Here is a 26395-nt window from a genome sequence, read left to right as displayed (position 1 = left end):
ATACCCGGAAAAGTCACGTATTTGCGGTTCAAATGCAGGCCATGAACGCTTTGACCCCTTCCCCCTACCGCATTCTTTTTGTCTGCATGGGCAACATCTGCCGCAGCCCCACCGCCCACGGCGTGTTCGAGGCCAAGGTGCGCGAAGCCGGCCTGGCCGAGCGGGTCGAGGTCGATTCGGCGGGCACCCACAACTACCACGTGGGCGCCCCGCCCGACCACCGCAGCCAGGCGCACGCCCAGCGGCGCGGCTACGACCTCTCGAACCAGCGCGCGCGCCAGCTGACAGCGGACGACTTCGAGGCCTTCGACCTGGTGCTGGTGATGGACTGGGACAACCACGTGGCGGCCGAGCGGCTGTGCCCGCCCCGCCACATACGCAAGCTGCGCCGTTTTGCCGAGTTCTGCGAGCGGCACGACAGCCCCATCGTGCCCGACCCGTACCAGGGTGGCCCGGACGGGTTCGAGCACGTGCTCGACCTGGTGGAGGACGGCAGCGAGGGGCTGCTGGCGCATGTGAAGCGCCAGCTGGGCCTGGCGCCTTGACACGTCCTGCCCATCCGTCCGGCCCTATTCCCTGAACGTCAGCTTGGCATCGTTGGCGATGCGCCGGTAGAGCACCATGTCCTGCTGGACCGCGCTGCCCAGCGCCAAGGGCGACCCGCTGGAGGCGGTGATGCCCAGGTCTTCCATCTGTTTGACCAGGCCAGGGTCGGCCAGAGCCGCGTTGACCGCCTTGTTCAACCGCTCCACCACCGCAGCCGGTGTGCCCACCGGTGCGAACAGGCCCAGCCAGGACCCGAGGACAAAGTCCTTGAGGCCGCTCTCGGCCGCCGTGGGGACGAGCGGCAGGCGCGGGTCGCGGTGTTTGCCCGTGACCGCGACGATCTTCACCTTGCCCGCGTCGGCGTAGGACTTGGCGGTGGCGTCGAAGGTCAGGTCCAGCACCCCGCCGGCGACGTCGATGATGGCGGCCGCGGTGGACTTGTACGGCACATGGACCATCTCGGTGCCCGTCAGGCTCTGGAAGAACTCGCCAGCAAAGTGGGCCCCGCTGCCCATGCCCGCGCTGCCGTAGCTCAGCTGGCCGGGGTGCTTCCGGGCGTGGGCGATGAACTCGCCGAGGGTGTTGACGGGCAACCGGTTGCTCACCACCACGGGCAGGCCGTAGGTGCCCACCAGGGCCACAGGCGCCAGCGCCTTCACCGGATCGTACTTCACCGCCGTGTCCGTGATGGGCAGGATGCTGTAGCTGGGGTTGGTGAACAGCAGGGTCGTGCCGTCCGGGTCGGCGCGCATGACGGTCTCGGAGCCGATGCGCGAACCCGCCCCAGGGCGGTTCTCGATGACCAGGGTCTGTGCCAGCGACTTCGACACGCGGTCCAGCACGCCCCGCGCCACCTGGTCGGTGATGCCACCGGCCACGAAGGGCACGATCACCTTGATGACGTTTGCACCGGATTGCGCTGACGCCGCGGCTGTTGCGCCGAGCATGGCCGCGCCGGCAAGTGTCTGGAGCAGGCGGCGCCTGGAGGGATCAAACATGGGAGTCTCCTGGTTGTGAATCGAGAGCTGGACGATCAGTGGTTGTCGATGCCGTCCCAGCACAGGTACTTGATTTCAAGGAATTCGTCGATGCCGTACTGGGAGCCTTCGCGCCCCAGGCCGCTCTGCTTGACGCCGCCGAAGGGCGCGACCTCGGTGGAGATCAGGCCGGTGTTGATGCCCACCATGCCGGACTCGATGGCCTCGGCCGTGCGCCAGATGCGCGAGGCGTCCCGGCTGAAGAGGTAGGACGCCAGGCCGAACTCGGTGTCGTTGGCCATCGCGATCGCCTCGTCGTCGGCGCTGAAGCGGATCAGGGGCATCACGGGGCCGAAGGTCTCCTCGATCGCGACGGCCATCTGGGGCCTCACGTCGGCGAGCACCGTGGGCTCGTAGAACCCGCCGCCCAGGGCGTGTCGCCGCCCGCCGGTGAGCACGCGCGCCCCCGCTGCGACGGCGTCGGTCACGTGCGCCTCGACCTTGCGCACGGCGGCCGCGTCGATCATCGGACCAATCTGCACGCCCTCCTCCAACCCGTGGCCGACCTTCAGGTCTGCCACCCGCTCGGCCAGGCGCCGCGCCAATTCGTCGTGGATGCCGTCCTGCACCATCACGCGGTTGGCCGCGATGCAGGACTGGCCGGTGTTGCGGAACTTGGCCACCAGGATGCCTTCCACGGCCAGGTCCAGGTCGGCGTCGTCGAACACGATGCAGGGCGCGTTGCCGCCCAGCTCCATCGAACATTTCTTGATGGTGGCGGCGGACTGCTGCAGCAGCACACGGCCGACTTCCGTCGAGCCGGTGAAGGTGAGCTTGCGCACCAGGGGGTGCGCGGTCAGCACGCCGCCGATAGCGCGCGTGTCGCTGCCGGTGACCACATTGAACACGCCGGCCGGCACGCCGGCACGCAGGGCGAGTTCGCCCAGGGCCAGCGCCGTCAGCGGGGTCTGGCTAGCGGGCTTGACCACCATGGTGCAGCCCGCGGCGAGCGCCGGGCCGGCCTTGCGGGCGATCATCGCGGCCGGGAAGTTCCAGGGCGTGATCGCCGCGCAGACGCCGATGGGCTGCTTGAGGGCGACGATGCGCTGCGTGTCCTTGGGAGCGGGGATCACGTCGCCGCGCACGCGCTTGGCTTCTTCGGCGAACCACTGCACGAAGCCGGCGGCGTAGTCGATCTCGCCGCGCGCTTCGGCCAGGGGCTTGCCTTCCTCCAGCGTGATCAGCGTGGCCAGGTCGTCCTTGCTGTCCACGATCAGCTGCCACCAGCGGTACAGGATCTGCGAACGGTGTTTGGCCGTGGTCTTGCGCCAGCCGCGGAAGGCTTTGTCCGCCGCTTCCACGGCGCGGGTGGTTTCGGCTTCCTTGCAGCGTGGCAGGCGGGCCAGCAGCGAGCCATCCGCCGGATTGAAGAGGTCCGAGGCGCCGTGCGGCGTGTCGGTGATCCAGTGGCCGTCGATCAGCGCGGCTTCGCGCCAGAGGCCGGGGTCCTTGAGCAGGGTCTTCATGGTGCGCATCCGTTTCAGGGTTCGAGCCGCTCGTAGATGAGCACCTCGGTCGCGCAGACGAAGAACGACTGCGCGGGGTCGTAGAACGCGCACCCGGCTTCGGCATTGATCGCCAGCAACGCGCTCTCGTACGCCCGGAACGTGCCCACCGAAGCGGTGCTGTCGAACCACAGGCTGCCCACGCCTTCGTAGATGGGCACGTCCTTGGCGCCGAAGTACGCCAGCATCGGATTGAACTCACTGACCTGGCGGTTGTGCACGCAACGCCGGATCGAGGCGGCGGCCAAGGGCGACGCGGCCAGCGCGCGTTCGTGCGCCCGCGCCCAGCGCTCGAAGAACGCCGGCAGCGCCAGGCCTTCGGCCATTCGCAGGTACTGCATGACCTTGGCGCCGACCGCGCGGCCGGGCTGCGGCACCGGCTGTTCGGCCTCCACTGCCACCAGGCTGAGCGTGCGGCTGGCGTCGGCGAAGTTGGCCGCGTCGGGCCCCACCTTCGTGCGCACATGCTCGTGTGCGAAGTTGGCCTGCATGTCCTGCGGGCTGTCCCACCACAGCTCGGTGATCGAGTCGCGCGCCATCGTCATCGTGTGCACGCTGTCGGCGCTGCTGCCGAACGCTCCGTCGAAGACGTGGTTCTGCACATAGCGGCGCAGCTTGGCCGGATGCTCTTTCGAAATCGCGCCGTGCACATGCTGCACGTAGGCCAGGTACTCGGCATGCGTCATGCCGGGTTTGCGGCAGATGGCTGCCATCATCTTGATCATGGTTGCTCCTTGGCTGGTCGGTGTTGCCTTCAGCAGGGATGACGGCCGGTCATGAACGCCGAGTCGGGGTCGGACGTGACCTCGCAACCCGAGGCCACCAGGCCCTGGCGCAGCGACTTCATGAATCGGTCGGGGATGCGCAGCGTGGGCGCGCGAAGGGGGCCGCCGTTGAAGCCGGCCAGCCAGTCCTGGTACTTCCACTGCGTGCGGTTGAGCGCGCCGATGGCCGGCGCCGACGCGGCCGAGGCCGCGGTGTTGGCCTGGCGCGCCGGGTTCACCTTCCAGTACAGCTGCATCGCCTCCTCCCAGCGGCCTCTGCGCGCCAGCTCAAACGCGCGCGGGTAGTAATCGCCCATCCACTGGGTGTTGCTGGTGCCCGAGAACTGCAGCTTCATCAGGCTCATGAGCGGGATCGCGTCGGCCTCGATGGGGCAGCTGATCACCACCTCCTCACGGAAGTGGTGGTACATCTCGCAGATGCCGGCGGGCAGCGGGAAGCCCTGCTCCGACTTGATGGCCACGATGTTCGGGCAGTCCGCCAGGAGGCGCCGCACCAGTTCCACCGACATGCCGGCCGGGTGCACGCGCTCGAAGCCCCAGGTCGGAATGGGGAACAGCATCACGCCCAGGTCGGTGGCGTCGCAGAAGGCCTTGGTGTAGTCATAAATCTCCTGCTCGCTCGTCGGCCAGAAGTTCGACGGATACGACAGCAGCACCAGGTCGGCGCCGGCCTTCTCGGCCAGCTTCACGGCCTCGATGTTGTCGGCCAGCGTGCCGAACGCGGCATGAAAGAACAGGCCCAGCTGGCCACCGGCGGTGTCGCGCGCCAATGCGGTGAACTGCGCGTTCTCTTCTGCGGTGATCGCGACCTCGGAGCACAGCAGCGTGTAGCGGAAGCCCAGCTTCTTGGTCAGCTCGATGTCGTGGCGGATGCCGCGCTCGTTCAGACGCTTGCAGTCGGCGCTGAAGCTGGGGATGGTGACGGCGGAGCAGCCCACCAGATGTTCACGGGCCCAGGCGCGGGCGTCGTGGCGTTGGTAAGAAGCCATGGTGTTCCTTTGGATGGAGGACGGTTACTTGGAAACGGGGACGATGCTGTGGGCGAGCGGTGTGCCGATGCCCTGTTCGCGGGCGCGGGCCAGCAGCATCTCGGCGGTGACGACGTCCTGCAGGGCGGAGCCGACGGACTTGTAGACCACGATGTCGAAGGCGTTCTGGCGCACGACCTGGCCCGACACGAAATCACTGAGCGAGACCAGCCTGGACGACACATCGATACCGGCCAGGTGCGCGGCCAGCAGGTCGCCGGTGTCGTGCGCCACTTCGTCGACCATGTCGGCGACGATGAGTGCGGCCCGCGCCAGCACCTGCTCGTCCACCTCCCGCTGCTCGGGCAGGGTGGAACCGACGGACACCACGGTCATGCCGGGCTCCAGCCACTCGCCCCGCAGCACGGGTGACTCGTCGCGGCTGCGCGCGGCGCAAAGCACCACGTCGGCGCCTCGCACCGCGTCCTGCGGGGAAGCCACCGGCACCACCTCCAGAGAGGTTTGGCTGCGCATGTCGGCGGCGAAGCGCTCGCGGCTGGCGGGCGTGGGGCTGAAGACCTGGACAGCCGCCAGCTCGCGGACCGAGGCCAGGGCCAGCAGCAGGCCGCGGGCCTCGAAGCCCGCGCCGATCACGGCCACGCGCAGCGGGCGCTGCGGCGCCGCGGTGTCGACGGCGACCGCGGCCGTGGCGGCTGTGCGGATGCCGGTGATCCGGTTGCCGTCGATCAGGGCGCTCAGGCCCATGGTGGTCTGGTCAAACAGCGAGATGAGGTAGCTGGCCCGGCGATGCGTCATCGACGCCGAGATCAGCTTGCAGCCCAGGTGGCCGCCCGAGGGCGACACGGCGGTGAGCGCGCGCAGCCACAGGCCGTCGCCGCGGGCCATGGAACGCGGCGGCACCATGGCCGGGCTCACGTGGCCGGCGTAGGCCTGGCGCAGCGCGCGGATGGCCAAGGGCCAGTCGGCCAGACCAGCCACGTCGGCATCGGAAAGGAAGAGGGTCGGCGGCACGGCGATGGCCGCATCGGGGTGGGAAGTTCCCAAGGCATGTCTCCTGTGAATGGAGACGCATGCTAGGGATCGGTGCCCCTCTGAGCGAGCCTCTGGACGCGAAAGCAGCTATCCGGAATCCGGATGGCTGAACGCACGGGCCTTACGGCGTCAGCAAGGCGGGCGCCGTTTCCAGGATGAGCCGGGACACCTCGCGCAGGGCCTGCGTGGAAGGCCGGTGCAGCGTGGTGCCCAGCACCACCGAACGGGGCAGCACCGGGTCGACGATAAGCAAGGTGACCAGCCGCTGGCGCTGTGGTTCGCTCAGCTGGCCCGCCGTGATGGCCAGGCCGCCGCCGTGCGCCACGATCTCGTGCTGTAGGTGGATAGAGTCGGCCTCCGCGGCGGCCGTCAGCGCCGCGCCGTGCTGCCGCGCCAGCGTCTCCAGCCGCGCGCGCAGCGGGTGGGGGTGCGAGGGCAGCACCAGGGGCAAGGTCAGCACGTCCCTGAAGGCGATGGACTGGCGCCCCGCGAGCGCGTGCCCCACGGGAACAACCAGCAGCAGCGGCAGCGTGGTCAGCACCGGCTCGTCTGCACGCGCGGTGTGGTCCTCGCGCAGCAGCAGCGCGAGGTCCAGCCGGCCTTCGTTGAGCCACTCTTCAAGCTGCGCGCTGGAGCCTTCGGTGATGTGCAGCTGCACCTCCGGGAAGCGCTTTCTGGACTCGGCAAAGAGCGGGCCGGCGAGCAGGGCCACGGTCGAGGGCAGCAAGCCGAGACGGACCTCGCCCATGGGAACGCCCCGGCTGGTGCGGATGTCGTCGGCAAGCTGTTCGGCCTCGCGGATCAGCGCCTTGACACGGGGGTAGATGCGCTCGCCCAGTTCAGTCAGCACCACCCCGCGGCCGGTCCTTCGGAACAGCCGGCTGCCGGACTCCGCCTCCAGCTGGGCGATGTGCCGGCTGACCACCGACTGGGGCAGGTCCAGCGCGGCCGAGGCGCGCGACAAGCTGCCCAGTTCAGCGACCTTCGCGAACAGGTGCCACTTGGAATCGAGGATGGTCTGCAACCGCCCTCCTTCAACCCAGCGCCAGCGCCTGTCGCACCAGCGCATCCAGGTCGGCGTCGGCCCTGAAACCCGCGGCCTCGGCGCGCGGCGTGACCAGCGGCGGGAAGCGCCCGAACAGGGCCTCGATGCGCTCATCGGGCGCCCAGCGCACCAGGTCGGCGGCGGGCACTCCGTGCACACGGCCGACCGCCTGCACCAGATCGGCCATGGCAAAGCGGAGCGTGGGCAGCGTCAGCACCCGGTGGGCCCCACTGGCCGCGACATCGAAACAGGCCGCGTGCTGCAGCTGCCCGACCACACAGGGCAGCGACGAGGCCCAGGTGGTGGCCCCGGGCGAGGTCGGGCAGGTGAAGGCCCGGCCCGCCGCCAGTTCGCGGATGAGGTCGCTTAGGAAGGCCGAGAGCTGGCCCGTGCGCGCAGGCGGGCGGGCCAGCACGCCCGGAATACGCACGGCCCGGCCGTCGATCCAGCCGCGCCGGCTGAAATCCTCGACCCACAGCTCGCCGATGCGCTTCTGCGTGCCATAGGTCATCTGCGGGCGGGTGGGCGAGTCGTCGTCCACCAGTGCGGGCAGGTGGCCAAACACCGCGATGGAGCTGGCGAACACGAACACCGGCGCGCCATGGCCGGCGGCCACCTGCTGCTGGCCGTGCTCCAGCAGGGTCTGCGTGGCCTCCAGGTTCACACGGCGCGCCAGCGGGTAGTTCTGTTCGGCCGTGCCGCCGGGGATGCTGGCGAGGTGGTACAGCGCGTCGATGGGCGGCCCGCCGCTCAGGGCGTCGCGCAGCCAGCCGGCGTCGCCCATGTCGCCCCCGCAGTGCCGCACGCCGTCCGGCGGCTGACCTTCGAGCGCCAGGTCCAGCAGCGTGAGCCGGGTCACGGCCCGGTCGCCCAGCAGGCTGCCGGGCATCAGGCGCTGCGCCAGGGCCCGCCCCAGAAACCCCGCCGCCCCCGTGATTAGCACATGCATCGCGGAGCTCCCTTCACCCCGCCACCACGCGCTGGTCGATCACGCCGAAGGGGCCGGGACGGCCATCCTCGAACACGGCCTGCATGCGCACGCGGTCGCCAAACTTCATGAAGCCGGTGCGGATCTCGCCCTGATCGATCTTCTCGATCACTCGGCGCTCGGCGATGCAGGCCGAGCCCGCACTGCGCGCCACATTGCTGACCGTGCCCGAGCCGACGATGCAGCCGGCGGTGAGGCGGCGCGTGCGGGCGGCGTGGGCGATGAGCTGGCCGAAGTGGAAGTTCATCTCGCCGCCGTGCGGTTCGCCGAAGCGCTCGCCGTTCCACTGCACCTGCAGCCGCATCTGCACCCGGCCGTCGCGCCAGGCACCGCCCAGTTCGTCGGGTGTGACCGCCACCGGCGCGAAGGCGGTGGAGGGCTTGGCCTGCAGGAAGCCGAAGCCGGTCTTCATCTCGTGCGGGCCCAGCGCGCGCAGGCTCCAGTCGTTGATCTGCACGACCAGGCGCACGCAGGCCAGCGCGGCCTCGGGCGAGGCGCCCATCGGCACCGGCCCGGTGACCACGCCGAACTCGCCCTCGAAATCAATGCCATCGGCCTCACTGGGCAGGGGAACGTCGTCGTGCGGGCCCAGGAAGTCGTCGCTCGCGCCCTGGTACATCACCGGCACGCTGTCGAACAGCGGGATGGGCGGCGAGTTGAAGGCTTCCTCCATCAGGCGGCCGTGGTTCAGGAAGGCCGACCCGTCAAGCCACTGCGGGCTGCGGGGCAGCGGCGCCGTGCAGGCGGCCGGGTCGAAGTCGATAGCGCCAGGCGCGGCGCCGGCGTTGAGCGACTCGTACAGGTCGGCCAGTGGCAGGGCCACGGCGTCCCAGCGCTGCAGGGCGTCGAGCAGGCTGCTCGCGACGGGTGCGGCGCGCACCGCGCGGGTAAGGTCACGGGAGACGAGCAGCAGGCTGCCGTCGCGCAAGGTGGCGAATTTCATCGGAACTCCTTCAATACCATCAGGCCAGGGACCGGGCGATGGCCGGGTCGTAGGTGCCGTCGATCAGCACGAACAGCATGCGGCAAGGCTTGCCCGAGCGGTTGGCCCAGGCGTGGTTGGTGCCGCGCTGCACGACCACGCTGCCGGGCTTGAGAAGCACCTCGCCCTCGTCGAGCACCAGGGTCATCTCGCCCTCGATCACCACGCCGTAGTCCACGCTCTCGGTGCGGTGCATCAGCGGGTGCGGCGAGTGGGCCTTCACGGTCGAAGCCTTCTCGTCCCCGATCTGGGCGAAGGCGTCTTTCATCTTGCCGGCGCCCTGCGCCAGGAACTCCGCCGTGTCGGGCGGGATGTCAACGAAGCGCATGCGCGTGCCCTGCTTGGGCGGCGGCAGCATCAGCGGGCCGAGCGTCGGGTCGGCGCCGTTGTCCACCAGGGCCGGTGTGGCGGCGGTGCTCCAGACCTCGTGAAACAGCGTGCCCGGAATCGCGGTGATCTCGACCACGGTGGGCAGCGGGCCGTTGCTGGTGACGACGGCCTTGCCGTCGGCGGAGTGGCCGGTGACGACGCGGTGGATGGGGGGAAAAGACATGAGGAACTCCTTTGGAATAGGGTCGTGGGCGGACAAGTTCGACAGACGCATCACTCCGGCACGGCGGTCAGCGCCGGAGGCGCCCTTCAGCATCTAGCATGGGTACTCTCGACGAAGGGCCGGGGCTGGCGCTGCGGCACGAACAGCGTTCATGCCGCAGCTCCGGTCAGGCCAGAGGGAGGCTCGGGCGCTTCTTCCGTCGCCTCGACATTCAGTGCCTCCTGCTCCTGCGCACCGATCTGAAAACCGGCGATGACGCCCTGCAGCTCGGCGGCCCGCTGTTGCAACGAGGTGGCGGCAGCAGTCAACTGCTCGGCCAGTGCCGCGTTCTCCTGCGTACTGCCATCCAGCTGCTGTATCGCGCTGTCAACGCGGGCCAGCACCTCGCTCTGCTGGGCCGTTTTGGTGGCGACGCTCTCCACCGTTTGTGCCACGCCGCGGGAGATATCGACCAGGCGGTCCACGCTGTCATTCACATCAACCACGCTGGCCGCACCCTGGCCCACACGCTCGGACGCCTCGGCACTCAAACCCCTGATCTGACCTGCAGCCCCCGCTGCGCGCTTGGCCAGTTCGCGAACCTCGTCCGCCACGACAGCGAAGCCGCGGCCATGCTCGCCCGCACGCGCAGCCTCGACCGAGGCATTGAGCGCCAGCAAGTTGGTCTGAAAGGCAATGCCATCGATGACTTCGACAATCTGCGTGATGCGTCGCGCAGCAACCTCGATGGACTGCATCTGCGTCTTCAGACGTGCCACCGCAGCGTGGCCCAGTTGGGCATCGCTTTGCGCGCCGCCCGCAAGGGCGGCGGCCTCACGCGCGGCGTCCACTCCAGCAGCCAAGGTCGAGCGCAGACCGCGCGCGGCTGAAGCTGTCTCGGCCAGATGCGCAGCGGCCTGTTCGGTTCGGTCGGACAAGTGCTGGCTGCCGGCCCCGATCTCGGCGCTGGCAGCCAGCACACCATCGGCCGAGCCTGCCATGGCACGCACGGTCATGCGCAGGCGGTCCTGCATCGTCGCCATTGCGTTGGCCAAACGGCCGAACTCGTCGAGGCGCCCGGTGTCGACCGGTGTATCGAGCCGGCCTTCGGCGATGGACTCAGCCACGCCGACGGCCGATGCAATCGGCCGCGTGATGCCACGCACAAGTCCTATGGCCATCAACAGCGCCGCTGTGATGGCCAATGCGCCGACGCCAGCAAGCCCCAGCGTCGCCAGGCGCTGGCGCTGCATGGCCCGGTCGAACTCGGCACGGGTGGCCTGGCTGGCGCTTTCCACCAGTGTGTCGATCAGACCACGCCACCGGGCCTCGGACGTTTCAGCCGGCAGCATCAGCGCCAGCGCCCCCTCCCCCCCTGCGCCACCCTGCATGCTGTTCATCGCAGACTGGTATACCGGTGTGATCGACTCGCGCAGCTGACGCACTTCCGCCAGCGCGTCACTCATGCCGGCCTCCTCATCGACATCGACCAACACGGCAGCAAGCGCGGACTCGGCGGCAAGGTACTGGCTCTCGGCCTCTTTCAACTCAGCCAGCTGGATCTTCAGGTCCTCGGGATCGCTGAGCACCAGCATGGCCCGCAGCCGCTCCATCCACTTCAACTGCGCGGAATGCAGCCGATGTGCGAGATCGCCGCGCTGGCCGTGGCCTTGCACGATGGTGTTCAGCTGATCGCCCATTTCTCGCAGTTGCCACACGCCTCCGCAAGCCAGCACCAGCAGCAGCGCGACCAACGAACCGACACCCAGCCACAAGCGCTGGCGCACACCCATCGGACGCTTGTGCCAAGGCACTTTCGAGCCAACCAGCTTCATGATTCGAAAATGGCCACCGCACGCGTCCAGCCGGCCGACGCACCACGGATCTTGTGCGGAAAGCAGCTGATGGTGAACCCGGTGGACGGAAGGGCCTCCAGGTTGTGCAGCTTCTCCAGGTGGCAGTAGCCGATGTCGCGCCCGGCCTTGTGGCCTTCCCAGATCAGGGCCTTGTTGCCGGTCTCGGCCACCTTCTTCGCGGTGTACGAGAACGGCGCGTCCCAGCTCCAGGCGTCAGTGCCCGTGAGGCGCACGCCGCGTTCGAGCAAATACATGGTGGCCTCGTAACCCATGCCGCAGCCCGCGCCCAGGAAGTCGGGGTGGCCGTAGCGGCTGCCGGCGCGGGTGTTCACCACCACGATGTCCAGCGGCTCCAGCGTGTGGCCGATGCGCGCCAGTTCCGCCTCGACATCGGCCGCGGTGGCCACGTAGCCATCCGGGAAGTGGCGGAAGTCCAGCTTCACGCCGGGCTGGAAGCACCATTCCAGCGGCACCTGGTCGATGGTGATGCTGGGCCGGCTGCCGCCGTTCTTCGCGTCCTGCGTGGAGTGGAAGTGCCAGGGTGCGTCCAGGTGGGTGCCGTTATGGGTGGTCAGCGTCACCCATTCGGCGGCCGCGGCCTCGCCGTCGGGGTAGTCCTCGGCGGTGGTGCCCGGCAGCATGGCCATGAACTCGGGCAGGGTGTCGGCGTGCTTCTGGTAGGTGATCTTCGGCGCCAGCGGGGGCGGGTCGGACAGCACATCGTTCTCCAGGTAGATGGAGAGGTCGACGAAGCGGCGCTGGGGTTTCATGCGGGCTCCTGGGCGAGGGAAGAAGGTGCATGCCCCGGCAGGCGGGACATGCACAAGACGGCCAGGCTGCCGATCAGCAGCGCCGCCAGACCCAGACTGCCGTAACCGGCCGTCTTGACAAGGGTTCCACCGAGCACCGGGCCGATGGCCGCGCCCACCATCAGCATGGCGGGCGTGGCGGCCATGGCGCGGCCGCTGGGTTCGAGCCGGGCCATCAGGCCGAAGGCGAAGGTGTGGGTGAAGATCATCACCGCCGCGAACACCGAGGCCGCTGCCGCGTAGGCGTAGAAGCCAGGTGCGTTCATGATGGTCGCCGCCAGCAGGGCCTGAATCACCGGCCCCACCAGCAGCACACGGCGCGCGCTCCAGCGCTTCTCGAAGAAGGCCGCCAGCGCCGCCGGCAGCAGGTTGACGAAGCCCAGCACCACCAGCACGCCGGTGATGGCGTTCAAGCTGAAGCCGCGGTCGTTGCCCACGCGCTCCAGGAAGCTGAAGGTCATGGACTGCACCAGGGCCATGGCGCTGATGCCCAGGATGCCGAACCACACGGCGCGCGGAATGGCGGCCACCGGCGCACCCCGGTTGGTATCGGCATCGCGCTCGGGCTCGGGAAAGCCGATGGCGCAGACCAGCGCGGCCAGCAGCATCACCGCACCAAAGATGGCGAACAGCATGTAGCCGCCGGCTGCGGCAATGGCCTTGGGCGAGGCGCCCAGGAACAGCACAGCGAACACGCCCAGGCCCACGCCCACGATGGCGAACTTCAGGTGCGGGTTGGCGCTGCGGGCGATGGTGCCGTGGGTGGCGCTCAGCGCCGCGCCCGCGGCCAGGCCACCCACCGCGTGCAGCGCCGCCATGGTGGTGTAGTCCAGCGGCTGCGACAGCACACCGAAGCAGGTGGCGGCGATGGCGTAGCCACCCGCGGCCACCCAGCGCCCCTTGACGCGCTGGAAGCGCGAGGCCAGGAAGACGCTGGAGAGCACGGCACCGATCAGGAACAGCGTGACCAGGCCGCCGGCCTGCTGCGGGTCGAGCTTGTAGTGCTGGATCAGGGTGCCGACCCAGACGGGCAGCGCGACGAGGTCGACCATGCCGGCGCAGTGCGCCACGATGAGGGCCACATGGCCGAAGGTGCTGGTGGAACGGGTGGTCATGGCGGTCTCCATGTCAGATGGGTTGGGCCAACGCCATCAGCGAGTCGCGCATGATGCGGCCGTGTTCTTCCTTGTCGCCACCGGCGACCTCGATCTCGCCCAGGCGGGCCGAGTTCTGCACCACCATTCGGCAACGCTCCCAGCGCCGCTCCTCGAAGGCAGCCAGAGCATCGCCCAGCGCGTCCGTGCGGCCCAGTTCCTCGGCCAGCACCAGCGCGTCCTCGATGCCGATGCAGGCGCCCGAGGCCAGGTGCGGCGTGGTGGCGTGCACCGTGTCGCCGATCATCACCACGCGGCCGCTGAACCAGGGCCGCGGCATCAGCAGGCCTTCGAGCGGGCGGTAGACGATCTGCGAGTCCGGCCCGATCTGGTCGCGGATGGTCTGCAGCGCCGGTGCCGGGAAGTCGGCCAGCAGGCCGCGCAGGTGGGTGGCGAAGGTGGCCGGGTTGACGTGCTCGTTGGTGGGGCGTGGCTCGGTGACGAAGAGGTACATCTCGGTCTTGGAGACCGGGTTCACGCCGGGTTTGATCCGCGGCCCCATCCACATGACGCAGGTTTCGATGTCGGCGGGGCGCGGCAGCACGGCGCGCCAGACGGCCTGCCCGCTGTACTGCGGCTTCGGCGCCTGCGGGAACACAGCCTCGCGCACCTTGGAGTACAGGCCGTCGGCGCCGATCACCAGGTCGTAGCGCTGGCGGGTGCCGTCGGTGAAGCTCACCTCCACGCCCTCGGCGTCCTGCTCGATGGCGGTGAAGGTGCAGCCCAGGCGCACGTTGACACCACTGGCTCGTGTGGCGTCGGCCAGGATGCGTGCCAGCACCGGCCGCATGATGGCGCCACCGCCCGGAATGTCGGGGCCGGCGATGCGCGGCGTGGGCAGCTCGGCCACCTTGGGGCCGTGCGGCAGGCAAATTTGCACGCCGTCGGCGGCGTTGCCGTGCTCCAGGAAGGCGTCCAGCACGCCCAGCGTGCGGAAGGCGCGCAGGGTGGCGCCGCCCAGGCTGATGCCGGCGCCGTAGCTGCGCCAGCCGGGGTCGATCTCGACCAGGTCGACCTCGGCGCCCTGCTTGCGCAGCTGGATGGCGGCGGACATGCCGGAGAAACCTCCGCCGATGATGAGGATGCGGGATGCGGAGCGGGTCATGTGGTTGTCTCCAAGGGGTGTTGGGGAGCGAGGTGGACCTCGCCGTTGTTGTGGATATGCAAAGTGACGGGCGTGAGCGATTCGCCCAGACACGGCCCGAGCGTGCACAGGCCGGTGGCGATGTCGAACTGTGCGCCATGGGCCGCGCAAACGATGTGCTGGCCCGTGCCGTCGAGGTAGGCGTCCTTGCGCCAGGCCATGGGCGTGTCGTGGTGCGGACAGGCGTCGCGGTAGGCGAACAGCCGCGCGCCCTGGCGCACCACGAGCACCGTGTCCTGACCCGTCTGGTGAGGGTCAAAACCCCGGGACGCACCGTCGGGCAGTTGGTCGATGTGACACAGCCTCATGGTCGGTGGCCTGGGGTGCTTCAGTGCGCGGGGGCGCCGGGCGGCGGGCCGGACGGTGCCCACTTCTCGCGGTGCTGGAACAGGAACAGCTGCGAGGCGTCGGCGCCCATGGGCACCTCGCGCGGCGACCAGCGCTCGTCGTGCCGGTCCATGTCGGCGTCGTACTCGACGTGGCAGCCCAGCGGCGAGTTGAAGTACCAGAACCAGTTGCTGCCGAACTTGTGGCGCCCCGGGCCCCAGAAGCTCTGGTAGCCCTTCTCCACAAACCGCGAGCCCGCCAGCATCAGATCGGTGGGACCGCCCATGTGGAAGGTGAAGTGCTCGCAGCCTTTCATAAAGGGCGGCGTCTGGATCATGAAGAGGCTGTGGTGTTCGTGCGTGCCGGCGGGCCGCAGGAAGGGGCCCACGCCGGTGAAGCGGTCGGTGCAGACAAAGCCCAGCCGACGGTAGAAAGCCTCGGCCTTCTCGGTGTCGGGCACGAAGTACACGACGTGCGAGAGCGAGCGCGGCAGGGCCGGCGCGTTCTGGTCCACTGCAACGGTGTTCGCCGGCCGCTGCACCGGCGCGCCCGGCGCGTTCACGGTTTCGGCCGGCAGGTCCAGCGGGCGGCGCACGCTGACCTGGAAGGCCAGCGCAAAACCCAGGTCGTCGTGCGAGCGCACCACGCCACCCTCGTGCGTCACCGTGCGGTCCTTCGAAAGTTCGGTGGCGATGCCCTGCAGCGTGGCCGCATCGGCCACGCCGTAGACGGTTTCGCGCAGCATGCTCGCGGTGCCCAGGCCTGGCGGCAGCGACGGGTCGTCCTTCGCGCGGAGCACGACGGCGGTGCCGTCGAGTGCTTCGAAGCGGTCGCCGCCAGCGTCGCGCAGGCCGTAGTCGATGAGGTACTGGCGGCAAGCGGCGAGGTCGTCCACGCCAAAGACCAGGGCGTCGAGTCCGATGATGTTCATGTGAGGTTCCCTTGTGTGCGGTGGTGTGTGTGGTGTTTCAGGCGGCCGAGCGGCCGCCCAGGGTCTGTGCCACCCAATCGGCGATGTAGTGGCCGGCGTTGATGCTGTTGTCGAAGCTGGCGTGCTGCACGCCGCCTTCGCGGTCGGTGAAGATCTTGAGTTCGCGCTTGGGGCTGTTGACGAGCTGTTCGTAGGTGCGGTGCGCCCACTTGAGCGGGATCTGTGAATCCTTTTCACCATGCGTCACGAGGAACGGCACGCGGATCTTCTCGACCACACCGTCCAGGTGCACGTCTTCGGCGATGCGCATGAAGTCGTCGATGTCCTTGGCGCCCCAGACCCAGCACACATGGGCCCAGTAGTGCGGCACGGGGAAGTCGCCTTCCTTTTCCAGACGGCGCTTCTGCACGTCGCGCCAGTCGTGGTTGGCGCCCCAGGCCACGCCGCAGGCAAAGCGCGGCTCCATGGCCACCACGCGCGGGCAGTAGTAGCCGCCCAGCGACACCCCCTCGCAGCCGATGCGCTTCGGGTCCACCTGGGGGTGCTGCTCCAGCCAGTCGACCACGCGGCTGGCCCAGTGTTCGGCGTCGTAGCGCGCGGTCAGGCCCTGCAGGCGAAGGGCTTCGCCGGTGCCGGGCTGGTCGACCATCAGCGAGGACACGCCACGCTTGGACAGCCAGGCGGGCAGGCCGACCAGGTACTTCATCTCCTTGGTGGAGTCCAGGCCGTTGAGCTGCACCAGCAGCGGTGCGCGCTCGCCGGGTCGCAGGCCTTCGGCCGGGAAGTACAGGGCGGAGATGTGCGAACCCTCGTAGGGGATCTCGACGCGCTGGACGCGGTCGCGCATCAGGCTGGCGCCCTTGTGGAACAGCGCCAGTTCGCGCTGGTAGAGGTCCAGGCGGCCGGGGGCATCGTGCGCCTGCAGACGCTCGGCCGTGATCAGGTAGCCGGACGCGCGGCGGTACTTTTCGCCGGCGGAGAAGGTGCGGCCCTTCGCCTCGTCTTCGGCAGCCAGCGCACACAGCTGGTCGGCCATCCGGACCCAGGTTTCGCGAAAGGCCTGGGTGCCGGCGGCGTCGGGGGCTTTGGCGGCCTCCTGCAACGGACCGCACATGGTTTCGATCTCGCCCATGCGCGCGCCCATCTCGATGGCGAGGTTGACCGAGAGGTTCCAGACGTAGTTGGTGGGGAAGTACTTGAACATGGTGCTCACTTGGAAGGGGTTTTGGCGGCGCGCGGGCCGATGCCCAGCGTGCCGAAGAAGACGGCGGTGGGCTCGTCGCGGAAGTCGGGCACGAAGCGGAAGCCGTGGATCAGGCCGTTGCCCACACGCACGATGTCCTGGCCCAAGATGCGTTCGGCACCGGCCTGCGTGTACAGCGGGCTGCGCACCTCCAGATCGGCCGTGACGGTGTCGCCAGCGGTGCGGCGCTTGACGAGGGTCAGCTTCGCCTGCGGCTTCACCACGGTGGCCTCGATGTAGTGCGCCAGGCAGGCGGGGTTGTCCATCTCGGGACGGCAACCGACGAAGTCGGAGCGCTCCACGTCGGGCGCGATCAGGGCGCGCACCGCCGCCATGTCGCCCGCATGTACGGCGGCCACGTATCGGTCGAACACGGCATCGGGCGACTCCGCGGCGCCCGCGCCGGACGCACTGGCCACGATGGACAGGCCCAGCAGCGATTGGCGGAGCAAGGAAGGGATCATGGCGAAGTCCTCAGGTGAAAAGCGGTGGATGCGGACGCCGGGGCAGCGGCGGCCTGCGCCCGGGGCTTGAGCAGGAAGTGCGCGAGCGCGGGCAACAGCACCAAGGCGCCGAGCATGTTCCAGAGGAACATGAAGGCCAGCAGCAGGCCCATGTCGGCCTGGAACTTGATCGGGCTGGCGACCCAGGTGATCACGCCGACCGCGAGCGTGATGCCCGTCAGCATCACGACCTTGCCGGTGAACAGCAGGGCCCGGTAGTAGGCGTCCGACAGGCTCTTGCCTTCGCGCAGCTGGGCCAGCGTGATGGACAGGATGTAGAGCGCGTAGTCCACGCCGATGCCCACGCCCAGCGCGATCACCGGCAGCGTGGCGACCTTCACGCCCATGCCCAGCGCCACCATCAGCGCCTCGGCCAGGAACGAGGTCACCACCAGCGGCAGCACCGCCACCACCACCGCGCGCCAGGAGCGGAAGGTGATGAAGCACAGCAGCACCACGGCGCCGTAGACCAGCAACAGCATGGTGCGCCAGGCGTCCTTGACCACGATGTTGGTGGCCGCCTCGATGCCGGCGCTGCCGGCGGCCAGCAGGAACTGCGTGTCGGCGGTGTTGTTGACCCGGGCGAAGACCTCGACGTGGTCCACCACGCGGGCCAGCGTGTCGGCCTTGTGGTCGCGCAGGTAGACGTAGACCGTGAGCAGCCCGCAGGCGTCGTTGTACAGGCCGCGCGGCGCACCGGCCGTCACCGTGTTGAGCATGTCCTGGTTGGGCAGGAACTCGTACCAGCGCGGGTTGCCTTCGTTCAGGCCCGAGAGCACGCGGCGGTTCAGCAGCGCCAGGGTGTTGGTGTTCTCCACACCGTCGATCTGGCGCAGCTCCCACTCGAGCGCGTCGATCTTGTTGAGCGTCTCGTAGGCCGAACACCGGCCCTCGGGCGTCTTGACCATCACGGCCAGCACGTCGCTGCCCGCGCCGTAGGCTGCGTTCATGAAGGCCACGTCGCGGTTGTAGCGGCTGTCTGCGCGCAGCTCGGGCGCACCGGGGTCGAGGTCGCCGATCTTGAGCTGCGTGCTGGCCGCGAAACCGCCCAGGCCCATCACCAGCCCGGCCAGCACCGCCACCGTGGCCCAGGGGCGCTGCGTGAAGCGGTCCAGGAAGGCCCACATCGGGTGTTTGGCGGCGCCGGAGGCGTCGGCTTGCTCGGCGCGCAGGCTGCGCGCGGCGGCTGTCGGACTCACGCCGGTGTAGCTCAGCAGGATGGGCAGCAGGATGAGGTTGGTGAAGATCAGCGCCGCCACGCCGATGGACGCGGCGATCGCCAGCTCTCGGATGACCTGGATGTCGATCACCAGCAGCACCGCGAAACCCACCGCGTCGGCCAGCAGGGCCGTGAGCCCGGCCAGGAACAGGCGGCGGAAGGTGAAGCGCGCGGCCACGAGTTTGTCCACGCCGCGGCCCACGTCCTGCATGATGCCGTTCATCTTCTGCGCGCCATGGCTCATGCCGATGGCGAAGACGAGAAAGGGCACGAGGATGGAGTACGGGTCCAACGCGTAGCCCAGCAGCGGCAGCAGCCCGAGTTGCCAGACCACCGCGACCAGCGAGGCCAGCACCACCAGCAGCGTGGAGCGCACGCAGCGCGTGTACCAGAACACCATGGCGGTGGCGATGGCGACCGCGATGGCGAAGAACACCAGCACCGCCCGCACGCCGTCGATCAGGTCGCCCACGATCTTGGCGAAGCCGGTGATGTGCACCGTGACGCCTTCGGCCTCGTATTTCGTGCGCAGCGCGTCGAGCTGGGTGGACAGTCGGGCGTAGTCGATGGCCTGGCCCTCGGCGTCCTTGGCAAGCAGCGGCACAAAGATCACCGACGACTTCGCGTCGCGCGCCACGGTCTGGCCGATCTCGCCCGAGCGCGCCACGTTGGCGGCGAGTTGCTGCAGCTTGGCCGGTGAGCCGTCGAAGCCGTCGGGGATCACCGGCCCACCTTCGAGTCCATCTTCGGTCACACCGACCCAGCGCGTGCTCGGAGTCCAGAGCGACTTCATGCGCGCGCGGTCCACGCCGGGCAGCAGGAACACCTCGTCGGAGAGGCGCCGCAAGGTGTCCAGGTACTTCGCGTCGTAGATGCTGCCTTCAGGCTGGGCCACCGCGATGCGCACCGCGTTGCCCAGGCCGCTCAGCTCGTTCTGGTGTGCCAGGAAGTTCTGGATGTAGGGATGGCTGGTGGGGATGGTCTTTTCGAAGCTGGCGTTGAGCTGCAGGCGCGTGGCCTGCCAGCCCAGCAGCAGCGTGACCAGCGCACACAGCAGCACCACGATGCCACGGTGGTTGAACAGCGCGCGCTCGATCAGCGAGCCGGAGCGTGGATCGAATGTCTGAGTGCTCATTGAAGCGCTCCCGCATCCACCGGTACCACGCCGGCCACGCCCAGCGTGAGCAGCGGCCCGCCCTGCAGCGGCAGCAGGGCCGCGGGCATGGGTACCGGGGGTGCCTTCAGCGGCACCAGCGCGTCGCCCTGCAGGCGCAGCACCACGCCGGCCTGGCTGGCCAGCAGCAAGCCGCCGTCGGCCGCGGTGGCCATGGCGGTGATGGTGGCCGGCACCGGCGACGCCAGCTGCGTCCACTGCGCGCCGCCATCGGTGGAGCGCCACACGTTGCCGCGCAAGCCGGCCAGTACCGCCTGGCCGTCGGCGCGGATCTCGCCGGCGAACCAGCTGCCTTTGTAGGGGGAGTTCATGGCTTGAAAGGTCTGGCCGCCGTCGCTGGAGCGGGCCAGCAGGCCCTGCTCGCCGGCCAGCAGCAGGGTGTCGCCCGCGCGCCGCGCCACATACCAGTGCAGGGCCTTGGGGTTGGGCAGGCGGTCCATCCAGGGCGCCCAGCTCTCGCCGCCGTCGGCGCTGTAGAAGGCCAGCCCGTAGGCGCCCACTGCAAGCAGGCGTTTCGCATCCCACTGCAGCACGTCGAGGAAGGGTTTGTCGGGTCCGTCGGCGACCAGGCGCTCCGCGTCCTGCTGCGCGGCGGGCGTAGTGGCCGTGGCCTTGGCGATTTCGGCCAGGCGCCGGCCGTCCAGGCGCAGGCGCCAGCTGGCGCCCGCGTCGTCGGTGGTCAGCACCGTGCCGCCGTGACCCACGGCCACGCCGTGTTGATCGTCGGCAAAACGCACCATGGTCAGCGTCACGCTCACAGGGCTGGGGGCCTGGCGCCAGGTCGTGCCGCGGTCGTCGCTCAGGGCCACGATGCCGCGCTCGCCCACCGCCACGGTGCGCGCACCGGCCTGCGCCGCCGCGAGCAACACGGCGCGCTGCGGCGCCTTGACGCTCAGAGCCGGACGCTGCAGTGCATCACCGACCGGCGGGCCGGCCAGCGCAGGGCCGGCACCGGCCACCGCGCACACCACGGCCAGGAGAAAGGGCAGACGCATGGTGCTTCCCGCTCAGCGCACGCCGTCGCCGGCCATGGCGTCGGGGGTGAAGAAGCTGTCCGGACGGCGCGGCACGATCTTGTAGTGCTGGTTGCGCTCGTTGACCACGCCGCTGGCGTACCAGGCGCCCGAGATCAGGTCGTTGAAGCCCCACTGCTGCTGCGGCGTGGTGGCCGGCAAATCGGGCATCACCACCGGGTGCGACCAGATGGTCTTCCACAGCTGACCCTTAGCGTCCCAGCGGTCGCCCAGCACGGCCACCCAGGTGTCCTCGTCCACGTAATAGCGGCTCTTGGGCGCCTGGTGGCGCTGGCCGGCCTTGAGCGTGGCCTCCACCACGTAGACGCGGTGCAGTTCCCAGCGCACGTGGTCCGGGTTGAGGTGGTTGGCCAGCAGCACGTCGCTGTCCTTGGCCGGGGTGTGCAGGCGGTTGCTGTTGTAGGGAATCAGCATTTCTTGCTTGCCGACCAGCTTCCAGTCGAAGCGGTCGTTACGACCGGCGAAGACGTCGACCTCGTCAAAACTGGCCACACCGGCGCTGGCGGGGGTGGGCGTGTCGCAGCAGGCGTTGGGCAGCTTGCGCACGCGGCGCTGGCCGGTCAGGTAGACCCACGAGGCGCTCTTGTCCTGGTCGAGGTTCAGAACCCCGGTGATGGCCTCGCCGGCCCGCACCGGCGGGCCGCTGTTGACCAGGCGGATCGCCCAGTACCCGCCATTGAACTTGTCGGCGTCGCCGTTGGCGTAGTAGGGCATCTGGAAGTCGCCGCGCCCTTCGACGGACAGCACGCGCTGGCCACTGGCCGTGCCCAGGTAGCCGCGGAAGTCGGCCTGCCAGGCCTCGCCGCGCCAGTGCAGCTCGTGGTTGGCCATGACCTCTTCACCGGTCTTGGGGATCGGGAACGGGATGCCGCCGAAGGCACCGGCGACGACGCCGCCCTCGATCTTCGCGCTGGTGGCGTTCTTGAAGGTGTTGTCGTAGACCCATTGTGGCGCCGCCGCGGTGCGGTGGGTCTTGTAGACGTCGACGCGGAAGGTCTGCGGGTACTTCTTGAGCAGGGCCTGGGTGCCCTCGGTCAGCTTGGCCGCGTGCTCGGCCATGTTGGCGGCCGTGATGCTGTAGAGCGGCTTCTCGTTCGCAAACGGATCGCCGCGGCGGCCGCCGTTCTTGAAGCCCGGAATGGGCGTGGTGTAGCCGCCAGTCCAGGCCGGGATGCTGCCGTCCTTGTTGCCGGCGCGCTCGGCGCCCAGCGGGGTCAGGTCGGTCTTGAGGCGCGCGGCCTCCTGGGCGGTCACGCCGGCGTGGGCCGTGCCCAGGGCGAGCAGCAGCGCCGCCGCCGTCCACAGTTGCGGTTGTTTCATGTTGGTCTCCTCAGTCAGAAGGTGGTGCGCAGCGACACGGTCAGGTAGTTCCGGTCTTTCAGCGCCTGGCGGTACACGGCGTTGTTGGCGGCGTCCAGCGTGGGCGCCGCCTTGCCCAGGAAGTGCACGTAGTTGATGGCCAGGTTCCAGGACCCGAGGTAGACGGCGTTGAGCCCCAGGCTCAGGTCACCACCACCGTCCACGCCGAAGCCCGGCCCCACGGCCGAGGACTTGCCCTTGGTGTAGCCCAGGCCGATCGACGGCGAGAGGTCCAGACCGGGCAGCACCTGGCGGTAGCTGGGCGAGAACACCATGCGCGTGGCCACGGCCGACTTGTCGGCGTTGGGGTTGAGCATCTGTTCGTTGCGCGTCACCTTCAGCCGGGTGTTCCAGGCCACCTCGCCCACGAACGAGGCTTCGCGCGACAGGAACGACGGGCCCAGGGACGCGATCCACGAGACCTGGGCGTGCGCCGTCTCGCCCACGGCGTAGCCCGGGTTGCTGTTGTTGTTCAGGCCGGTGTTGACGCGGATGGTCGCGAGCGAGGCCTGGCCCGAGCTGGCCAGCGGCGTGTTCTGGCGCACCGAGACCTCGCCCGCCAGCCCCCATTCGCCGACCGACTTGGCAAAGCTGGCGCCGAAGGCGCGCACGCCCTCGTGGTACATCCAGCGGTAGCTGCTGGGCACCAGCGCCGGCGGCACGCCGTTGAGCACGGTGTTGATGTTGCTCGGCGTGGTGGCGTGGTAGCGGATGGCGTAGAGGCCGAAGTCGGTGTCGAGCGACGGCGCGCGGAACCGCAGCTGAACGCCGCCCTGGCCGCTGTCCCTGGCGTCCAGGTCGGGCTGACGCTCGAAGCTGGCCGTGGGGCCGGCCAGGATGCGCTCGGCGCCGGGGCCCAGCGAGTCGCTGCCGGAGAGGTAGGCACCCGCCGGCATCAGGCGGGTCTTCTCCCATTCGTAGGCGAGGTAGGCGCCCAGGGACACGTCGGGCGTCAGCTGCACCTGGCCGGAGAGCTTGCCGGTGGGGCGCGCCACTTCCTTGAAGGTGGCGTTGGGCACCGACAGCAGCTTGATCAGGTCCAGCGGCGCCTGGCCACCGGCGATGCCGTTGGCACCGAAGAACAGGCTCTCGCCCCAGAGCAGGGTGTGGCGGCCCAGGCGGGCCGAGGCGGGGCGGTCACCCAGATCGAACTTGCCGTAGACGAAGGCGTCGAGCAGCTCGCCCTTGCGGCCCATGAGGTCGCGGGTCTCGGGTGCGAACGCGGTGCCGGGGCGGTGGTTGGCGGTGAAGCCGGCGTTGTCGGTCTTGCCGTTGTAGACGCTGTCGTACCAGGCCGCACCGCTGAGGCGGGCGCCGTAGCCCGGGCCGGCCAGGTCCAGCTCGGTCAGCAGGTCCAGCCGGTTGGACACCAGGCCCTTTTTGAAGTTGTTGTCGCCGTCGTCCTGGTTGACGGTCAGCGGCACCTGCGCGGACAGCGTGGGCGACGCGTCCTTCAGGCGCTGCATCAGGCTGTACTTGACGGTGTTGTCCCAGCGCAGGGTCCAGTCGGGGTTCCCCGTGTCGATCTCGATCGCCTGGGCCGCGGGGGCGGCCAGCAGCGCGAGCAGCAGGGGCGTGAGGGTGCGGCGTCCGTGCGTCCGGCGCGGGGCGGCGGGTCGGGCATTCGCTCGATCGGGCATGGCTTGTCTCCTTGTTGTCGTGGGCTTTCGCTGGCCTGGACCACTTGATCCAGATCAAACGAGCCGCGACTTTAGGGAGCCATCAACGCCCTGGGAAATGGATTGTTCCGATCCTTTCCATCCACTTTTGAAATATCAGGGCAAACCCTTGTGCCCTTTGCGCATCGCCTGGCCCCCCGGTCGGGGCTGATGCACACTTGCCGCCGACACCCCACCATGCGATTCAAGAAACTCGACCTCAACCTGCTCGTCGCACTCGACGCCCTGCTGACCGAAAAGAACGTCACGCGAGCGGGCGAACGCGTGTTCCTGAGCCAGTCCACCATGAGCAACGCGCTCTCGCGGCTGCGCCAGTACTTCGACGACGATCTGCTGGTGCAGGTGGGCGGGCGCATGGAGCTGACGCCGCGCGCCGAACTGCTGCACGAGGCGGTGCGCGACGTGCTGGTGCGCATCGACACCACCGTCGCCGCGCGGCCCGCTTTCGACCCGACCGAGTCGGAGCGCGAGTTCACGCTGTTCGTGTCCGACTATTCGATGGAGGTGCTGATCCCCGGCATGCTGGCGCTGGCCCACCAGCGCGGCAGCCGGGTGCGCTTCAACTTCAAGCAGCAGGTGGGCCAGCCCCACCGCAGCCTGGAGCGCGGGGAGGCCGACCTGCTGATCATTCCGTCGAACTTCTGTTCACCGGACCACCCGCTGGACCCGCTGTTCGACGACCGCTTCGTGTGCGTGGTCTGGCAGGACAGCCCGCTGGCGCAAGGCACCCTGACGATGGAGCGCTACCTGCAGGCGCGCCATGTCGCGATGGTCCCGGCCGACGGCGGTCTGCCGGTGTTCGACACCTGGCTGGCGAACGACCACGGCCTGAGCCGCGAGATCGGCATCACCACCTACAACTTCAGCGCGATGCTGCACCTCGTGGTCGGCACCGACCTGATCGCCACCTCGCACGCGCGGCTCGCTCACCTGCTGCGGGGCACGCTGCCCATTGCGCTGCTGCCGGTGCCGCTGTCGATGAAGAAGCTGCAGCAGTCCATGCAGTGGCACAAGTACCGTAGCCGCGACCCGGGCCTGATCTGGCTGCGCGACCTGCTGCGCGAGGCCGCGGCCGGCATGGGCCCCTGCCCTGGCGAGCCGGGCTCGCCGCTCACGCCGATCCGCTAGGGCGCTCGGGCAGACGGATGGCGGCAAAGCGCTGCTCCATCTCGCGCCGCATGGCCTTGCGCAGTTCCGCCCCTTCGTGCCGACGGCGTTCGTCGGGGGTGAACGGCCGCAGCGGTGGCACGGCCGTGGGCTTGCGGTCTTCGTCGACCGCGACCATGGTGAAGAAGCAGCTGTTGACGTGGCGCTTGTCCTGGGTGCGGATGTTCTCGGCGATCACCTTGATGCCGACTTCCATGGAGGAGGTGCCGGTGTGGTTGACCGAGGCCAGAAAGGTCACCAGCTCACCCACGTGGATCGGCTGGCGGAACATCACCTGGTCGACGCTGAGCGTGACCACATAGGTGCCTGCGTAGCGGCTGGCGCAGGCGTAGGCCACCTGGTCGAGCAGCTTGAGGATGGTGCCGCCGTGCACGTTGCCGGAGAAGTTGGCGGTGTCGGGCGTCATGAGCACGGTCATGCTCAGCTGGTGGGCGGGGAGTTCCATGGGGTCTCTCGGGTGGCGGTGTTGAGTCGATCAAAGCAGTGATCGTGCCAGTTCTGGCTGCCAGTTGGCTGGCAGGGCGACAGGCGTTCGATAGAGTCGCGGCATGAAAACAGTCTACGTAGCCGCCAACGCCCTGGAAGCCCACATGCTGGCCGATGTGCTGAAGCAGGAAGGCATCACCGCCCAGGTCATGGGCAGCTTCCTGCCGGGCGCGATGGGTGAGCTGCCGGCAGCCGGTCTGGTGCGGCTGGATGTCGATGAGGTGGACTTCGAGCGCGCCCGGGCCGCCATCGCGCGCTGGGAGGCCACGCAGGTGGCGGAACCTGCGACGCATGCCGCCCGCACGGTGGTGAGCGGGTCGCGCTGGCGCTGGGGGCTGGGCGGACTCGTGCTGGGCGCAGGTCTCTGTCTCGCTGTGGTCCGGCTGCCCACGGGCCAGACCGAGTTCGATCACAACCGGGACAGCCTGGTGGATGAGCGCTGGGAGCTCTCGCTGGCCGACCAGATCGTGGGGGTCGTACAGGACCGCAACTTCGACAGCCGCATGGACCTGCGGCTGCACTACGACGCTTCGGGCGTGCTGGACACCGAGGAGCGTGACGACGACTTCGACGGCCAGTTCGAATCCCGCACCTGGTACCGCATGAACCAGGCCCAGAGGACCGAGGCCGACACCGATGGCGACCGCCTGATCGACTCCGTCACCCACTACACCCATGGCGTGCCCACCCGGATGGACACGCTCGAACCGCGCAGCGGCCAACCGGTCCGGATCGAGCACCTGCGCCTGGGGCGGCTGGACAAGGTCGAGCGCGACACCGACCTGGACGGCGTGCTCGACACCCGGGAGCACTACAACGCGCTGGGCCAGATCACCCGCACCGACCGGATCGCGCCGACGCCCTGAAGC

Annotated in this window: 25 protein-coding genes; 3 read left to right on the top strand and 22 right to left on the bottom strand. The window is 69.1% G+C overall.

Annotated features, from left to right (window positions below):
* Positions 1-41 precede the first annotated feature (41 nt).
* Positions 42-545 (top strand): low molecular weight protein-tyrosine-phosphatase, encoded by a 504-nt coding sequence (locus ACFOPI_RS03030; protein ID WP_382170595.1) that lies wholly within the window; start codon positions 42-44, stop codon positions 543-545.
* Between the two features lie 24 nt (positions 546-569).
* Here the strand turns inward: ACFOPI_RS03030 and ACFOPI_RS03025 are convergent, their stop codons facing one another.
* The 21 genes from ACFOPI_RS03025 to ACFOPI_RS02925 form a co-directional block, all read right to left on the bottom strand.
* Positions 570-1544, bottom strand: a complete 975-nt coding sequence (locus ACFOPI_RS03025; protein ID WP_382170593.1) for a Bug family tripartite tricarboxylate transporter substrate binding protein — start codon at positions 1542-1544, stop codon at positions 570-572.
* 35 nt (positions 1545-1579) lie between these two features.
* Complete coding sequence (locus ACFOPI_RS03020; protein ID WP_382170591.1) at positions 1580-3049, bottom strand: NAD-dependent succinate-semialdehyde dehydrogenase; 1470 nt, start codon at positions 3047-3049, stop codon at positions 1580-1582.
* Between the two features lie 14 nt (positions 3050-3063).
* A complete protein-coding gene (locus ACFOPI_RS03015; protein ID WP_382170589.1) occupies positions 3064-3813 on the bottom strand; it encodes an EthD domain-containing protein in 750 nt (249 codons plus the stop codon).
* 29 nt (positions 3814-3842) lie between these two features.
* Positions 3843-4862, bottom strand: coding sequence for a dihydrodipicolinate synthase family protein (locus ACFOPI_RS03010; protein WP_382170587.1), 1020 nt, complete (start codon positions 4860-4862; stop codon positions 3843-3845).
* A 24-nt stretch (positions 4863-4886) separates the two neighbouring features.
* Positions 4887-5906 carry an ornithine cyclodeaminase family protein gene (locus ACFOPI_RS03005; protein WP_382170585.1) on the bottom strand — a complete coding sequence of 340 codons (1020 nt, stop codon included), beginning with the start codon at positions 5904-5906 and terminating at the stop codon, positions 4887-4889.
* 109 nt (positions 5907-6015) lie between these two features.
* The gene (locus ACFOPI_RS03000; protein ID WP_382170583.1) at positions 6016-6918 is read right to left on the bottom strand and encodes a LysR family transcriptional regulator; all 903 of its coding nucleotides are present in this window, start codon (positions 6916-6918) and stop codon (positions 6016-6018) included.
* Between the two features lie 10 nt (positions 6919-6928).
* Entirely contained in the window at positions 6929-7888 is a 960-nt protein-coding gene (locus ACFOPI_RS02995) for an NAD-dependent epimerase/dehydratase family protein (RefSeq protein WP_382170581.1), read from the bottom strand.
* A gap of 13 nt (positions 7889-7901) precedes the next feature.
* Positions 7902-8870: a fumarylacetoacetate hydrolase family protein gene (locus ACFOPI_RS02990; protein ID WP_382170579.1), complete on the bottom strand. Its 969-nt coding sequence runs from the start codon at positions 8868-8870 to the stop codon at positions 7902-7904.
* A gap of 19 nt (positions 8871-8889) precedes the next feature.
* On the bottom strand, positions 8890-9462 hold the full coding sequence (locus tag ACFOPI_RS02985) for a cupin domain-containing protein (protein ID WP_382170577.1): 573 nt from the start codon (positions 9460-9462) through the stop codon (positions 8890-8892).
* A 149-nt stretch (positions 9463-9611) separates the two neighbouring features.
* Positions 9612-11276 (bottom strand): methyl-accepting chemotaxis protein, encoded by a 1665-nt coding sequence (locus tag ACFOPI_RS02980; RefSeq protein ID WP_382170576.1) that lies wholly within the window; start codon positions 11274-11276, stop codon positions 9612-9614.
* Positions 11273-12067: a cyclase family protein gene (locus ACFOPI_RS02975; RefSeq protein ID WP_382170574.1), complete on the bottom strand. Its 795-nt coding sequence runs from the start codon at positions 12065-12067 to the stop codon at positions 11273-11275. The genes ACFOPI_RS02980 and ACFOPI_RS02975 overlap by 4 nt, the downstream gene beginning before the upstream one ends.
* Entirely contained in the window at positions 12064-13221 is a 1158-nt protein-coding gene (locus ACFOPI_RS02970; protein ID WP_382170572.1) for an MFS transporter, read from the bottom strand. Before ACFOPI_RS02970 ends, ACFOPI_RS02975 begins: the two co-directional genes overlap by 4 nt.
* 13 nt (positions 13222-13234) lie before the next feature.
* Positions 13235-14365 (bottom strand): FAD-dependent oxidoreductase, encoded by a 1131-nt coding sequence (locus ACFOPI_RS02965; RefSeq protein WP_382170570.1) that lies wholly within the window; start codon positions 14363-14365, stop codon positions 13235-13237.
* Positions 14362-14712, bottom strand: a complete 351-nt coding sequence (locus tag ACFOPI_RS02960; RefSeq protein ID WP_382170569.1) for a Rieske (2Fe-2S) protein — start codon at positions 14710-14712, stop codon at positions 14362-14364. Before ACFOPI_RS02960 ends, ACFOPI_RS02965 begins: the two co-directional genes overlap by 4 nt.
* Positions 14713-14732: 20 nt before the next feature.
* Complete coding sequence (locus tag ACFOPI_RS02955; protein ID WP_382170567.1) at positions 14733-15662, bottom strand: VOC family protein; 930 nt, start codon at positions 15660-15662, stop codon at positions 14733-14735.
* Positions 15663-15699: 37 nt separating this feature from the next.
* Entirely contained in the window at positions 15700-16866 is a 1167-nt protein-coding gene (locus ACFOPI_RS02950; RefSeq protein WP_382170944.1) for an alpha/beta hydrolase family protein, read from the bottom strand.
* Positions 16867-16871: 5 nt separating this feature from the next.
* Positions 16872-17369: a nuclear transport factor 2 family protein gene (locus tag ACFOPI_RS02945; protein WP_382170565.1), complete on the bottom strand. Its 498-nt coding sequence runs from the start codon at positions 17367-17369 to the stop codon at positions 16872-16874.
* Positions 17366-19762, bottom strand: a complete 2397-nt coding sequence (locus ACFOPI_RS02940; RefSeq protein ID WP_382170563.1) for an efflux RND transporter permease subunit — start codon at positions 19760-19762, stop codon at positions 17366-17368. Before ACFOPI_RS02940 ends, ACFOPI_RS02945 begins: the two co-directional genes overlap by 4 nt.
* On the bottom strand, positions 19759-20796 hold the full coding sequence (locus tag ACFOPI_RS02935) for a WD40/YVTN/BNR-like repeat-containing protein (RefSeq protein ID WP_382170561.1): 1038 nt from the start codon (positions 20794-20796) through the stop codon (positions 19759-19761). Before ACFOPI_RS02935 ends, ACFOPI_RS02940 begins: the two co-directional genes overlap by 4 nt.
* Before the next feature lie 12 nt (positions 20797-20808).
* Positions 20809-22155 (bottom strand): DUF1329 domain-containing protein, encoded by a 1347-nt coding sequence (locus tag ACFOPI_RS02930; RefSeq protein WP_382170559.1) that lies wholly within the window; start codon positions 22153-22155, stop codon positions 20809-20811.
* 14 nt (positions 22156-22169) lie between these two features.
* The gene (locus ACFOPI_RS02925; RefSeq protein WP_382170557.1) at positions 22170-23834 is read right to left on the bottom strand and encodes a DUF1302 domain-containing protein; all 1665 of its coding nucleotides are present in this window, start codon (positions 23832-23834) and stop codon (positions 22170-22172) included.
* A gap of 216 nt (positions 23835-24050) precedes the next feature.
* Between ACFOPI_RS02925 and ACFOPI_RS02920 the strand changes: the two genes are divergently transcribed.
* On the top strand, positions 24051-25001 hold the full coding sequence (locus ACFOPI_RS02920) for a LysR family transcriptional regulator (protein ID WP_382170555.1): 951 nt from the start codon (positions 24051-24053) through the stop codon (positions 24999-25001).
* Here ACFOPI_RS02920 and ACFOPI_RS02915 read toward each other — a convergent pair.
* The gene (locus ACFOPI_RS02915; protein ID WP_382170553.1) at positions 24985-25485 is read right to left on the bottom strand and encodes an acyl-CoA thioesterase; all 501 of its coding nucleotides are present in this window, start codon (positions 25483-25485) and stop codon (positions 24985-24987) included. The genes ACFOPI_RS02920 and ACFOPI_RS02915 overlap by 17 nt on opposite strands.
* A 103-nt stretch (positions 25486-25588) precedes the next feature.
* Between ACFOPI_RS02915 and ACFOPI_RS02910 the strand changes: the two genes are divergently transcribed.
* Entirely contained in the window at positions 25589-26392 is an 804-nt protein-coding gene (locus ACFOPI_RS02910) for a putative signal transducing protein (RefSeq protein WP_382170551.1), read from the top strand.
* Positions 26393-26395: the final 3 nt, after the last annotated feature.

This window comes from Hydrogenophaga luteola (assembly GCF_042648585.1).
Taxonomy (GTDB): domain Bacteria; phylum Pseudomonadota; class Gammaproteobacteria; order Burkholderiales; family Burkholderiaceae_C; genus Hydrogenophaga; species Hydrogenophaga luteola.
This window is presented reverse-complemented; position numbering and strand designations above follow the sequence as displayed.